Annotated in this window: 13 protein-coding genes and 1 tRNA gene; 8 read left to right on the top strand and 6 right to left on the bottom strand. The window is 68.3% G+C overall.

Annotated elements, in window-relative coordinates; all coding sequences use genetic code 11:
• Positions 1–63: 63 nt before the first annotated feature.
• Together IFU11_RS04930 and IFU11_RS04925 are read right to left on the bottom strand one after the other, a co-directional pair.
• On the bottom strand, positions 64–1,344 hold the full coding sequence (locus tag IFU11_RS04930) for a DUF4032 domain-containing protein (protein ID WP_064296363.1): 1,281 nt from the start codon (positions 1,342–1,344) through the stop codon (positions 64–66).
• A gap of 104 nt (positions 1,345–1,448) precedes the next feature.
• Positions 1,449–2,558, bottom strand: coding sequence for an ABC transporter ATP-binding protein (locus IFU11_RS04925; protein WP_056007742.1), 1,110 nt, complete (start codon positions 2,556–2,558; stop codon positions 1,449–1,451).
• A 256-nt stretch (positions 2,559–2,814) separates the two neighbouring features.
• Here IFU11_RS04925 and IFU11_RS04920 point away from each other — a divergent pair, with 256 nt between their 5' ends.
• The 3 genes from IFU11_RS04920 (at position 2,815) to IFU11_RS04910 (ending at position 4,922) form a co-directional block, all read left to right on the top strand.
• Positions 2,815–3,783, top strand: a complete 969-nt coding sequence (locus IFU11_RS04920; RefSeq protein WP_192018291.1) for a DsbA family protein — start codon at positions 2,815–2,817, stop codon at positions 3,781–3,783.
• Between the two features lie 46 nt (positions 3,784–3,829).
• Positions 3,830–3,905, top strand: a tRNA-Thr gene (locus IFU11_RS04915).
• Positions 3,906–3,965: 60 nt separating this feature from the next.
• The gene (locus IFU11_RS04910; protein WP_229940440.1) at positions 3,966–4,922 is read left to right on the top strand and encodes a DMT family transporter; all 957 of its coding nucleotides are present in this window, start codon (positions 3,966–3,968) and stop codon (positions 4,920–4,922) included.
• 34 nt (positions 4,923–4,956) lie between these two features.
• On the opposite strand, the gene IFU11_RS04905 is transcribed toward IFU11_RS04910, so the two are convergent.
• Together IFU11_RS04905 and msrB are read right to left on the bottom strand one after the other, a co-directional pair.
• On the bottom strand, positions 4,957–5,505 hold the full coding sequence (locus tag IFU11_RS04905; RefSeq protein ID WP_085510333.1) for a nitroreductase family protein: 549 nt from the start codon (positions 5,503–5,505) through the stop codon (positions 4,957–4,959).
• On the bottom strand, positions 5,502–5,921 hold the full coding sequence (gene msrB / locus IFU11_RS04900; RefSeq protein WP_085510334.1) for a peptide-methionine (R)-S-oxide reductase MsrB: 420 nt from the start codon (positions 5,919–5,921) through the stop codon (positions 5,502–5,504). Before msrB ends, IFU11_RS04905 begins: the two co-directional genes overlap by 4 nt.
• A gap of 223 nt (positions 5,922–6,144) precedes the next feature.
• Between msrB and IFU11_RS04895 the strand changes: the two genes are divergently transcribed.
• The 5 genes from IFU11_RS04895 (at position 6,145) to IFU11_RS04875 (ending at position 10,025) form a co-directional block, all read left to right on the top strand.
• A complete protein-coding gene (locus IFU11_RS04895) occupies positions 6,145–6,447 on the top strand; it encodes a DUF3263 domain-containing protein (protein WP_086474690.1) in 303 nt (100 codons plus the stop codon).
• Positions 6,448–6,468: 21 nt separating this feature from the next.
• Positions 6,469–7,041 carry a LytR C-terminal domain-containing protein gene (locus IFU11_RS04890; protein WP_192018290.1) on the top strand — a complete coding sequence of 191 codons (573 nt, stop codon included), beginning with the start codon at positions 6,469–6,471 and terminating at the stop codon, positions 7,039–7,041.
• A 285-nt stretch (positions 7,042–7,326) separates the two neighbouring features.
• Complete coding sequence (locus IFU11_RS04885) at positions 7,327–7,530, top strand: cold-shock protein (protein ID WP_079705369.1); 204 nt, start codon at positions 7,327–7,329, stop codon at positions 7,528–7,530.
• Between the two features lie 204 nt (positions 7,531–7,734).
• Entirely contained in the window at positions 7,735–9,354 is a 1,620-nt protein-coding gene (groL, locus tag IFU11_RS04880) for a chaperonin GroEL (RefSeq protein WP_064296567.1), read from the top strand.
• Positions 9,355–9,863: 509 nt separating this feature from the next.
• Entirely contained in the window at positions 9,864–10,025 is a 162-nt protein-coding gene (locus IFU11_RS04875; protein ID WP_161578545.1) for a hypothetical protein, read from the top strand.
• A gap of 34 nt (positions 10,026–10,059) precedes the next feature.
• Here the strand turns inward: IFU11_RS04875 and IFU11_RS04870 are convergent, their stop codons facing one another.
• Positions 10,060–10,350: a WXG100 family type VII secretion target gene (locus IFU11_RS04870; protein ID WP_064296564.1), complete on the bottom strand. Its 291-nt coding sequence runs from the start codon at positions 10,348–10,350 to the stop codon at positions 10,060–10,062.
• 153 nt (positions 10,351–10,503) lie between these two features.
• On the bottom strand, positions 10,504–12,168 hold the full coding sequence (locus IFU11_RS04865) for a sensor histidine kinase (protein ID WP_192018289.1): 1,665 nt from the start codon (positions 12,166–12,168) through the stop codon (positions 10,504–10,506).
• Between the last annotated feature and the right edge of the window lie 10 nt (positions 12,169–12,178).

Genomic DNA, 12,178 nt, shown 5'->3' with positions numbered 1-12,178 from the left:
GGCCCTCGGAACGGATCTCCGTTCCGAGGGCCTGTCTGTCGTCAGGCGAGGTGACGGACCCGATCAGACGAGGTCTCGCCAGTCGACCGGTCCGGTCATGGCGGCGGGGATGCTGATCGCCTCGGTCGGTGGCACGATCATGGTCGCCTCGTCGCGGCGGTGGCGCAGGACGGTGTTCACGTAGGAACCGACGGCTTCCGCCAGAGGGATGTCGCGACCCTCGTTCTGCGCGAGGAACCAGCGGTGCTCCAGGAGCTGGTGGAAGATCTCGGCGGGCTCGAGCTTGCCGCGGAGTTCGCGGGGGATCGCCTTCACCACCGGTTCGAACACGCGGATGAGCCACTCGTGCGCCGCCATCTCCTCGTCGAACCCGTCCTTCCCGAACGAGGCTGAGTAGGCGTCGAGGTCGTTGAGCAGGCGCCTCGCCTGGTTCTCGCCGGCGTCGAGGCCGGTGAGCCGCAGGAGGCGGCGCTGGTGATGCCCGGCGTCGACGACCTTCGGCTGGATCCGCACGGTCGAGCCCTCGTCGGTCGTCTTGATCGCGAGTTCCTCGATGTCGAAGCCGAGTTCGTTTAGACGGTGGACGCGCTCGGTGATGCGCCAGCGCTCAGACGCGTCGAAGGACTCGGAGCCCGTGAGCTCCTTCCAGAGGGACCGGTAGGCGGCGACGATGCCGTTGCTCACGGTGACGGGGTCGAGTTCGGCGTCGGCGCGTCCGCCGGCCTCGAGATCGAGGAGCTCGCCGGCGATGTTCACCCGGGCGATCTCGAGGTCGTTCTCCCGCTGCCCGTTCGACAGGCCGCCCTCGTAGAGCTTGCCCGTCTCGGCGTCGACGAGGTAGGCCGCGAAGGCGCCGGCGTCGCGCCGGAAGAGCGTGTTCGACAGCGACACGTCGCCCCAGAAGAAGCCGACGATGTGCAGGCGGACGAGGAGGACGGCGAGGGCGTCGACGAGGCGGGTCGCCGTATCGGGCCGGAGGGTGCCCTGGAAGAGCGCGCGGTAGGGGAGTGAGAACTTCAGGTGCCGTGTCACGAGCACGCTCGGCAGCTCACGGCCCTTGCGGTCGCTCCGGTTCGTGATGACCGCGAGCGGGTCGACGCAGGGGATGTCGAGCCGCTGCAGGGTGCGCAGCATGTCGTACTCGCCCTTCGCCATCTCCGCGGTCGTCTCCTTGACGGCGATGACATAGCCGGACAGGTTCGCGAACCGGACCAGGTGGCGCGAGATACCCTTCGGGAGCGAGGCGATGGCCTCATTCGGCCAGTTCTCGAGGGGGAGCTCCCAGGGGAGGTCGAGCAGCGCCGGGTCGACGGTGGCAGCGGTGATGTTCAATGCGCCGGACATGGTGCGGAGCGCTCCTCGGTGATCGTCGTGCTGAGACTGGACAAGCGAAAACGACGATGGCCGAGCGATCGGAGACCGACCGCTCGACCATCGTCGGCGGGAAACTAGATCGAGGAGGACACGACCGGCTTGTTGCCCAGACGCTCACCCGATGCCGAGTCGAACGCGTGCACGTGGTGCGGCGTCGGAGCGAGGAACACCGTGTCGCCGATGTGCGCGTGGTTGCGACCGTCGACGCGGGCGACGATGTCGGTGCGCTTGCCGGAGACCTCGGTGTGGCCGTAGAGGTAGCCGTCGGCGCCGAGCTCCTCGACGAGGTCGACGGTCACCTCGATGCCGGAGCCCGAGTTGCTGGACACGGTGATGTCCTCGGGGCGCACGCCGACCGTGACGTTCTTCGACGGAGCGGCGTCGGTGATCTCGCGCTCGACCGGGATGATGAAGCCGCCGAGCTTGATGCCGCCGTCGGCGATCTCACCCTCGAACAGGTTCATGGCCGGGCTGCCGATGAAGCCGGCGACGAAGACGTTGTTCGGCTTCTCGTAAAGGTCGCGCGGGGTGCCGACCTGCTGCAGGATGCCGTCCTTGAGGACCGCGATGCGGTCGCCCATGGTGAGCGCCTCGGTCTGGTCGTGGGTGACGTAGACGGTGGTGACGCCGAGACGACGCTGCAGCGACGCGATCTGGGTGCGGGTCTGGACGCGGAGCTTGGCGTCGAGGTTCGACAGCGGCTCGTCCATGAGGAACACCTGAGGCTGACGGACGATGGCTCGGCCCATCGCGACGCGCTGACGCTGACCACCGGAGAGCGCCTTCGGCTTGCGGGTCAGGTAGTCCTCGAGGTCGAGGAGCTTGGCGGCCTCGAGCACGCGGGTGGCACGCTCTTCCTTGCCGACACCGGCGATCTTGAGCGCGAAGCCCATGTTCTCGGCGACGGTCATGTGCGGGTAGAGCGCGTAGTTCTGGAACACCATCGCGATGTCGCGGTCCTTCGGCGGCACGTCGGTGACGTCGCGGTCGCCGATGAAGATGTGGCCGTCGTTGACCTCTTCGAGGCCGGCGAGCATGCGGAGGGAGGTGGACTTGCCGCAGCCGGACGGGCCGACGAGGACGAGGAATTCGCCGTCGGCGACCTCGAGGTTCAGCTTGTCGACCGCGGGGCGGGTGCCACCCGGGTAGAAACGGGTTGCGTTGTCGAACGTCACAGACGCCATGGTTGTTCTCCTTCACCGGCAGGTACGTGCCGGACGATCCGTTGTGAATGGACGCGAACCCGTCATCGATGGCCGGTTCGCCGTTCCAGTATGCCACGACCACCTGTGAATGGAAGGTCCAGAGGACAGCGGATCTCTCGGTGGACGCACAGCCGGCTCTCGGCCTGGTTTGGGCCTCTCCCAGGCGGCAGGTCTACGATTACTCTGTTTGGCGCTGCCTCGTCTCCGCAGCGCGAGCCCCCCGAAACGAGGATCAATGTCTGGCGCTGGATCGCAGAACCGACCGACCAAGAACGAACGCCGCGACGCGGCTCGCGAGAAGGCGCGGGTGCTGCGCGAGCAGCAGAAGCGCCGCGACCGCCGCAACCGGGTGCTGCTCCAGGGCGGCATCGTGCTCGGCGCGCTCGCGATCGTGGCGGTGGTGGCGGTCATCATCGTGACGTCGATCAAGCCCGCCGGACCGGTCCCGACCGCGGCGAAGAACGACGGCTTCACCGTCTCCGCCGGCTTGCAGCTGGTCGGAGCCCCGGCCGGTGCGTCTACACCGACGCCGAGCGCGACCAATCCGGCCGCGCCCGCGGAGCCTGCCCCGGCCGAGACTCCGGCAGCCACCGAGACCCCGGCCGCCGACGGCGTCGAGATCTCCGTCTACCAGGACTTCCTCTGCCCCTACTGCGGTCAGTTCGAGACCACGAACGCCGAGCAGGTCAAGGGCTGGCTCGAGGCCGGCGCCGCGACCTACACGGTCCACCCCCTCGCAACGCTGAGCAACCTCTCGCTCGGGACGCAGTACTCGCTGCGCGCCTCGAACGCGGCGGCCTGTGTCGCGGAGTACTCGCCGAACGACTTCTTCTCCTTCAATACCGCACTGTTCGAGAACCAGCCCAAGGAGAACACCGAGGGCCTGACCGACGCCGAGCTGAAGTCGATCGCCAAGGGCGTCATCTCCGGCGGCGAGAAGAAGATCAACGCCTGCATCGACGACGGCACCTACAAGTCGTGGGTGAAGGACTCGACCGACCGTGCGCGCAGCGGCCCGCTGCCCGGCACCGACGTCGCCAAGGTCGAGGGGACGCCGACCATCCTGGTGAACGGCAAGCAGTACACGGGTTCGCTCACCGATGCCGAGCAGTTCGCGGCCTTCGTCCTCGCCGTCTCGAGCGAGAGCTACTCCACCGGAACGCCGACGCCGGGTGCCAGCGAGTCGCCCGTGACCAACGGCTGATCCGCCGTCATCGTAGGATGGACGGGACCGGGGCCAGCCCCTGTCGGCCGACGTGGCGCAATTGGTAGCGCAACGCTCTTGTAAAGCGTAGGTTACGGGTTCAAGTCCCGTCGTCGGCTCCAGCCGAGAACCGCCCGCTCAGCCTGCTGAGTGGGCGGTTCCTCATTGGAAGGAACCCTCCCGTGACCCGTGTCCCAGCGCCGCTCGCGCTCCTCATCGCCGTCGTCAGCGGTGCCTTCATCGCGGTGCAGGCCCGGTTGAACGGCGAGCTCGGCGCGCGACTCGGCGATGGGTTCACCGCAGCTGCGATCTCGTTCGGCGGCGGGTTGATCATCCTCACCGTCGGACTGGCGCTGTCCCGTACCGGTCGTCGCGGTCTCTCCACGGTGGCCGGTGCCGTCCGACGCAGGGAGATGCCCTGGTGGACGGTGCTCGGTGGGTGTGCCGGCGCGTTCCTCGTGCTCTCGCAGGGGCTCACCGCCGCCACGCTCGGCGTCGCCCTCTTCACGGTCGCGGTCGTCGCCGGCCAGACGGCGAGCGGACTCGTGCTCGACCGGATCGGTTTCGGCCCGGGAGGTGTCGTCGGGTTCAGCGTCCAGCGCGTCCTCGGGGCGGTCGTCGCCCTCGTCGCAGTCGGCGTCGCGGTCTCGGGCGAGCTCGGCGGGAGCATCCCACTCGGACTGCTCGTCCTCCCGCTCCTCGCCGGCATCGGAATCGGCTGGCAGCAGGCGGTCAACGGACGGGTCAAGATGCGGGCGCAGAGCACGCTCGCCGCCACGTTCATCAACTTCATCGTGGGAACGGTCGTGCTGGTCATCGCCGCCGTGCTCCACGCGGTCATCGTGGCGCCGCCCGGACCGCTCCCGGGGGAGTGGTGGCTCTACCTCGGCGGCCCGATCGGATGCGTGTTCATCGCCGTGGCGGCGTTCCTCGTGCAGCACACGGGCGTGCTCATCCTCGGCCTCGGCACGGTGGCCGGTCAGACCCTGAGTGCGCTCGCCCTCGACGTGCTCCTGCCCACCGACGACGGCGGCGTGCATGTCGCGACGGTCATCGGGACACTCCTCGCGTTCGCCGCCGTGGCGATCGCATCGGCGCGGTTCAGGCGTCGTCCCACGGCATCGTCAACCGCCGACTGAGTCGAGCCGTCGGATGCCGTGAGCGACTCCGTCCTCAGGGCATGGAGCTGAGGTGCGCCTTCGCGTTGATCGTCTTGCGGCGCCCTGTGCGAGCGTTACCCGGCTTCCCTCCGACGTACAACCAGCCGAGGAGCTCCTCGCCCTTCTTCAGACCGTGTGCCTTCCGGACCGCTTTGGCGCGAGTGGCGCCGCCCGTGCGCCAGAACACGCCCCACCCGGCGTCGTCGAGCAGGAGGCTGACCATGTGGGCCACTCCGGCCGCGACCGCCTCCTGCTCCCAGGCGGGCACCTTCGACTTCTTCACGCTGACGACGACCGCGAGCAACAGGGGCGCGCGGAGCGGCTTCGTCGAGGGCTTCGAGTCGCCCTCCGCCTTCGCGAGCGCCCGGCCGAGCTTCACCCGGTCGTCGCCGCGGAGGGTGATGACCCGCCACGGACGCAGGGCACTGTGGTCGGCCACTCGACCGGCCGCCCCGAGGACCTCGAGGAGTTCCGCGTCACTCGGAGCGACGTCGGTGACCTTGGACCACGAACGGCGCCCGGCGACGGCGGCGAGGACTGGACGCTCGACCGGTTCGGTCACTCCGTCGGCTCGGCGGTGTCGGCCGCGGCGAAGTTGAGCGCGATCGAGTTCATGCAGTAGCGGTCGCCGGTGGGCGTCCCGAAGCCGTCGTCGAACACGTGGCCGAGGTGCGAGCCGCAGTTGGCGCACCGGACCTCGGTACGCACCATGCCGAGGGTGCGGTCCTCGATGAGCTGCACCGCCTCGGGGTTCACGGACTCGTAGAAGCTCGGCCATCCACAGCCGGAATCGAACTTGGTACCGCTCTTGAAGAGTTCGGCGTTGCAGGCGGCACAGGTGTAGAGGCCCGCGCGCGACTCGTCGAGGAGCTCACCGGTCCAGGCCCGTTCGGTCGCCGCTCCGCGGAGGACCTGATACTGCTCCGGCGTGAGTTCCTCGCGCCACTGCTCATCGGTCTTCGACACGTCGTACGTCATGCTGCTCCATTCGTCTCGGTCATCCTACGTGCGGGGCTGCCTCGTGCATGCGGCTCCCGACGTATTCCATAACACTGCACCGAGCCTGATCCTTCCCGGTGAACGTCGGCCATCGCCGGGGTGGATGCGGCCCGGCGGGCATCGGCTGAATAGACTTGGACGACGGCGGACCGGAGCATGACTCCACGGTCGCCGCATCGGCACCGATCGGCAGGAGATGAGCATGCAGCCAGCGTCGCGCACGCCTGCCGATGACGACGCGTCGACGCCGACGGGAGGCCTCGACCAGCGCGAGCTCGAGATCCTCGAGTTCGAGTCCCACTGGATGCAGCACGTCGGGGCCAAGGAGGCCGCCATCCGCGACCGCTTCGCCCTGTCCCCGGCCCGGTACTATCAACTGCTCGGCGCGCTCATCGACTCGCCGTCCGCCCTCGCCCACGACCCCATGCTGATCAAGCGGCTGCAGCGCACCCGCGACGCCCGACTCTCGGCGCGAGGAGCCTCGGCTCCCCGCACCGACGGCTGAGCAGCTCTCGGAGACCACACCATGGCTGAATCCTTCCCGCCCGACCGCTTCGACGAGGTCCCCGACCTCAAGCGCGTCGGCGCGCACCGTGCCCCTGCTCCCAAGGGACGCGGCTGGATCGCCTTCCTCGTCGCCGTGGTCGCCACGCTCGTACTCGTGGGGGTCGGCACCTTCGCCCTGTTCGGGTTGAACGACCGGATCGACTTCTTCGGCGGCTCGCAGAGCCCGAGCGCCACGCCCACGCCGACCCCCACCCCGACCGAGGCTGCCCCCGTCGTCGACCCCGCGGCCAGCATCCTCGTCCTGAACGGCACACCCACCGCCGGCCTCGCCGCATCGGCGGCGGCAGCGATCGCGGCTGCCGGCTTCACGCAGCAGATCGGGACGAGCGACGCCAGCACGGAGGACGTCACGACGAGCGGCGTCTACTACCAGGATCCGTCGCAGGAGGGCGTCGCCCGCGCCATCGCGAACGCGCTCGGCGGCATCCCGATCCAGATCACGGACACGTACGCGATCCCCGTCGAGGAGGGCGAGGCGCCGGTCCTCCGCATCGTCGTCGTGGTCGGCGCGGACTACCAGCCTGCCGCCTGAGCGCGGGTGGAGCGGGTCGATCGCTCGGGTCGCCGGCACGCCGTGTTTCCGGAGTGTTTCCTCCATGTTGAGTTGTCGTATCACTCCGCCCCGTTTGTCGATTTCGGGGTGAATCCGCGCGGTGCTCCGGATTAGTATCTGGAACTGGCCGCTCATCCCGTCCCGTCTCGACTCGCCCCCGGGTCCACTTCGGCGCAGGGTGGTCACCGGGGTCCCGATCCCGGATGGCAGGTCCGGGTTCGGCAACAGTCGATGCCTGCGAGCACGCAGCAATGGGAGTATGAAATGGCGAACGGAACCGTTAAGTGGTTCAACGCTGAGAAGGGCTTCGGCTTCATCACGGTCGACGACGGTGGACAGGATGTCTTCGTCCACTACTCGGCGATCGACATGAGCGGCTACAAGTCCTTGGAAGAGGGCCAGGCGGTCGTCTTCGAGGTCGGCACTGGAGCAAAGGGGCCTCAGGCCGAGGGTGTGCGCCTGGCGTAGCCGCTGATCAGGTACGCGATTCCTGCGACGCCGTCCACTTCGGTGGGCGGCGTCGTTCGTCGTTCCGGGGCTGTTCCCGGGAGTTCGCTCAGGGCGCCGGTGCTCACTTGCACTCCCACCCCCTGAGTGCCAGAATCGACTTAGCACTCGTACTCATTGAGTGCTAACAACGTTCATGACGTCCGGGAGGGACGAAAAACACACATGGCTAAGATCATTGCTTTCGACGAGGAGGCCCGTCGCGGCCTCGAGCGTGGACTGAACATTCTTGCTGACACGGTCAAGGTCACCCTTGGGCCGCGCGGTCGCAACGTTGTCCTCGAGAAGAAGTGGGGCGCCCCCACGATCACCAACGACGGCGTGTCCATCGCCAAGGAGATCGAACTCGACGACCCGTACGAGAAGATCGGCGCGGAGCTCGTCAAGGAGGTCGCCAAGAAGACCGACGACGTCGCCGGCGACGGCACCACCACGGCGACCGTGCTGGCACAGGCGCTCGTCCGCGAGGGCCTCCGCAACGTCGCCGCAGGCGCCGACCCCATCAGCCTCAAGCGCGGCATCGAGAAGGCCGTCGAGGCCGTCACGGTCGAGCTCATCGCCAACGCCAAGGAGGTGGAGACCAAGGAGGAGATCGCTGCGACCGCTTCCATCTCCGCCGGCGACACCACCATCGGCGAGATCATCGCCGAGGCGATCGACAAGGTCGGCAAGGAGGGTGTCGTCACCGTCGAGGAGTCGAACACCTTCGGCACCGAGCTCGAGCTCACCGAGGGCATGCGCTTCGACAAGGGCTACCTGTCGCAGTACTTCGTGACCGACCCCGACCGCCAGGAAGCGGTGTTCGAGGACCCCTACATCCTCATCGCCAACCAGAAGATCTCCGCGATCAAGGACCTCCTGCCGATCGTCGACCAGGTCATCCAGTCGGGCAAGCAGCTCCTCATCATCGCTGAGGACGTCGACGGCGAGGCTCTCGCGACGCTCGTCGTCAACAAGATCCGTGGCATCTTCAAGTCCGTCGCCGTCAAGGCTCCGGGCTTCGGCGACCGCCGCAAGGCTCAGCTGCAGGACATCGCCATCCTCACCGGTGGCCAGGTCATCTCCGAGGAGGTCGGCCTCAAGCTCGAGACCGTCACCCTCGACCTGCTCGGCCGTGCCCGCAAGGTCGTCATCACCAAGGATGAGACCACCATCGTCGAGGGTGCCGGCGACGCCGACGCCATCGCCGGTCGTGTCTCGCAGATCCGCAAGGAGATCGACAACACCGACAGCGACTACGACCGCGAGAAGCTCCAGGAGCGTCTCGCCAAGCTCGCGGGCGGTGTGGCGGTCATCAAGGCCGGTGCAGCGACCGAGGTCGAGCTCAAGGAGCGGAAGCACCGCATCGAGGACGCCGTTCGCAACGCGAAGGCTGCCGTCGAAGAGGGCATCGTCGCCGGTGGTGGCGTCGCCCTGATCCAGGCTGGCAAGACCGCGTTCGAGAAGCTCGAGCTCGTCGGTGACGAGGCGACCGGTGCGAACATCGTCAAGGTCGCCATCGACGCTCCGCTCAAGCAGATTGCGCTCAACGCAGGCCTCGAGCCTGGCGTCGTCGCCGACAAGGTCCGCAACCTGCCCGTCGGACACGGCCTCAACGCCGCTACCGGTGAGTACGTCGACATGCTCGCTGCCGGCATCAACGACCCGGTGAAGGTCACGCGCTCCGCGCTGCTCAACGCAGCGTCGATCGCCGGTCTGTTCCTCACCACCGAGGCCGTCGTCGCCGACAAGCCGGAGAAGAACCCGGCTCCGGCCGGCGACCCGACCGGTGGCATGGACTTCTAAGTCCGCAGCAACACCTGCGCAGGGCGTCTCCTTCGGGAGGCGCCCTGCGTCGTTTCGCCTGCATCGCTGTGAGGGGGGAGGTGGCTCTGGAGCGTGTATGTGCCTCGCGGCATGTTCGGACGAAACGTTGTGAAGCCGTGACTGGACGCCCGCAGGACGGGGCCAGTGCGTCTCTCAGCCCGAACCATGACACGACTCGCTCTCGCCGGAACGTTCTGACTGGCCGAGTACGTGTGCCGAAGTCGTATCCGCCGAAACGCTCGAGTCCACCCTTGATCTCACTTCGCCCAGCTGGGAACCGGGCTTCAGCTATCGGTCCAGCAACGTCTCCTACGGTGCGGTGCTCGTCGCTGGGGGCCAGACGTGCGGCTTCGCCGGCGCGGAGTCCGGACGAACCGGATCGATCGACACGCTCCGCGGCGCTGGACCCGCGTTTGCGGACTCGCTGACGCTCGCGCGAACTGCCCCCGGCGTCTCGGTCGTCGAGATCGACGGGCGATAGCGCGTTCGTGCGCGTCAGTCCGACGATCACCGATCGGGCTGAGCTCGAGATGAACCTCCGCGGAACCTGGGTCACGATCACGGTCGGTGGAGCGTCGATGCTGGGAGACGGGTCGCTCACGGCCACGGAGCGGGTCATCGCGCTGGCGACGGCCATGGCGGCGGCCTGACGTCGATCGAGTCGTTCCAGCCGCCGCCGGAGCGTCACCCGCTGAACATGCTCGCGTTCGCCCGCTCGATCTCGGCGTACTGTGTGCCCGCGACGGCGAGCGCTCGGCTGATCTCGCCGAGGTTCTCCTCGACCTGACGCTGGGTGCCCCTCCAGCGCTCGACGACACCGTGGAATGCGGCCGCCGCCGCGCCGGTCCATTGGCCGTCGAGTGCCGCCAGCTGCGTGTGCAGGCGGGCCACCTCATTCTGGATCTGCTCGATCGTGACGCGTGCCGCCGTGGAAGCGCGCTCGACCGCGTCGCTGTCGACCTGGAAAGTGGCCATCGGGAACTCCGTTCGTCCGGGCGATGCCTGTCATCGCCGCTACCGAGACGGTAGGTGCTCGTCACCGGCCGGAACCGGCGAGAAAGGCCTCGGGCGCGCAGTCCGGAGCAGGCCGGAGCCTGTGGAGGAGGGTCGAGGCGGCCCGCCGCCGGGTCAGGCCGGAGGGCCCGCGATGACGATGGGGCTCGTGGCCGCCGACGGGGCGAGCGGCAGGATGACGCGGAACGTCGCACCGCCGCCGGTGGTCTCGGTCACGTCGACCGTGCCACCGTGCGCCGCGACGATGGAGGCGACGATCGCCAGTCCGAGGCCGCTGCCGCCCGTCTCGCGGGTCCGCGAACTGTCGGCACGCCAGAAGCGCTGGAAGATCTTCTCGCGGATCTGCGGCGGGATGCCCTCGCCGTGGTCGACGATGGCGATGCTGGCGGTCCCGGCGCGGGCGTCCGTGCCGACCGCGAGCTCGATCGGACTGTCGGCGGGCGTGAAGCGCAGGGCGTTTCCGATGAGGTTCGTGACGACCTGCCGGATCTTGTTCTCCTCGCCGAGGACGATCGGCGGCACGGCCAGGGTCAGTGGTTCTGCGATGGGCTTCGTGTCGGGCGTGGTGGCGTCACCGGACGGCTTCGGCCGACGCCGGAAGCGGTTGAACGTCGCGCCGAAGATCGGCCCGGTCGAGCCCGTCTGGGGTGGTGCTTCGGCAGCGGCCGGGGACTCGCCGGTGGTCTCGGAGGCATCGTCGTCGACGGCTCGCGCCATGCGTTCGTCGCGGACGACCTGGACCGTGCGCCCGGGGGCCTGGGCCGTGGTGTCGAGCGCGGCGTCGCGCGCGATCGGGAGCAGGTCGACGGGGGCGACGTTCAGAGGTCGCGTCTCATCGAGGCGGGCGAGCTGGAGGAGGTCCTCGACGAGCGCACCCATGCGGATGGCCTCCTTCTCGATGCGCTCCATGGCCTGTGCCACGTCCTGCGGCGTCTGGAGGGCACCCATCCGGTAGAGCTCGGCGTAGCCGCGCACGGAGACGAGCGGGGTGCGCAGCTCGTGGCTCGCGTCGCCGACGAAGTTCCGCATCTGCTCGATGGTCTTCCCGCGGTCCGAGTACGCGCGGTCGATGCGGGCCAGCATCGTGTTGAGCGATCGGCTGAGTCGCCCCACCTCGGTGTTCGGCGTCGACCCCGCGAGTCGCTGGCTGAAGTCGCCGTCGGCGAACGCGGCGGCCGTCCGTTCCACCTGGCGGAGCGGTTCGAAGGTGCCTGTCACCAGCCACCGGGTGAGGAGCGCTCCGACCACGATGATGAGCACACCGAGGACGAAGAAGATCGTGAGGTAGGTCGCGATCGTGTTGTCGGTGCCCTGCATCGAGATGGCGACCCACGCCGCTCCCGTGCGGAACCCGTCGAGGGTGACCGGGACGGAGACCGCGTGGTACACGATCGTGCCGCTCGCGTTGGTGGTCGTGTAGATTTGGGTCCCGCTCGCGGCGACGTCGTTCGCGCTGAGGTGCGCCGGGTGTTCGGGAGCGATGCTGTCGTCCCACCCGGACGAGGCCCGGAGTTCGCCGTTCGTGTCGTACACGGCGACGAACAGCGTCGAGGGGGCGTCGAGCTGGAGTTGTCCGTCCTCGGAGATCTCACCGACGATCTTGCCCTTGGCGGCAGTGACCAGACTGTCGTTCGCCTGCTGGGTGAGGACCTCTTTGAGGAGCGGGGTCGTCCCCATGCCCGCGACGAGCAGACCGAAGGCGAGGACCAGCACCGTCACCCCGGTGATCTTCGTCCGGAGTGAGACGCTGCTCCACCAGGTGGACAGGGAATCGGCCATCGGGTGGGGG

Source organism: Plantibacter sp. CFBP 8804 (assembly GCF_014841225.1).
GTDB lineage: Bacteria > Actinomycetota > Actinomycetes > Actinomycetales > Microbacteriaceae > Plantibacter > Plantibacter auratus.
The sequence above is the reverse complement of the archived record's forward strand: the minus strand, read 5'-3'. Positions and strand labels throughout refer to the sequence as shown.

What these genes read in the sequence shown, in the direction of transcription:
- IFU11_RS04930 (WP_064296363.1), bottom strand. Translation starts at nt 1,344, where the DNA reads ATGTCCGGCGCATTGAACATCACCGCTGCCACCGTCGACCCGGCGCTG.
- IFU11_RS04925 (WP_056007742.1), bottom strand. Translation starts at nt 2,558, where the DNA reads ATGGCGTCTGTGACGTTCGACAACGCAACCCGTTTCTACCCGGGTGGC.
- IFU11_RS04920 (WP_192018291.1), top strand. Translation starts at nt 2,815, where the DNA reads ATGTCTGGCGCTGGATCGCAGAACCGACCGACCAAGAACGAACGCCGC.
- msrB (WP_085510334.1), bottom strand. Translation starts at nt 5,921, where the DNA reads ATGACGTACGACGTGTCGAAGACCGATGAGCAGTGGCGCGAGGAACTC.
- IFU11_RS04895 (WP_086474690.1), top strand. Translation starts at nt 6,145, where the DNA reads ATGCAGCCAGCGTCGCGCACGCCTGCCGATGACGACGCGTCGACGCCG.
- IFU11_RS04890 (WP_192018290.1), top strand. Translation starts at nt 6,469, where the DNA reads ATGGCTGAATCCTTCCCGCCCGACCGCTTCGACGAGGTCCCCGACCTC.
- IFU11_RS04885 (WP_079705369.1), top strand. Translation starts at nt 7,327, where the DNA reads ATGGCGAACGGAACCGTTAAGTGGTTCAACGCTGAGAAGGGCTTCGGC.
- groL (WP_064296567.1), top strand. Translation starts at nt 7,735, where the DNA reads ATGGCTAAGATCATTGCTTTCGACGAGGAGGCCCGTCGCGGCCTCGAG.
- IFU11_RS04870 (WP_064296564.1), bottom strand. Translation starts at nt 10,350, where the DNA reads ATGGCCACTTTCCAGGTCGACAGCGACGCGGTCGAGCGCGCTTCCACG.
- IFU11_RS04865 (WP_192018289.1), bottom strand. Translation starts at nt 12,168, where the DNA reads ATGGCCGATTCCCTGTCCACCTGGTGGAGCAGCGTCTCACTCCGGACG.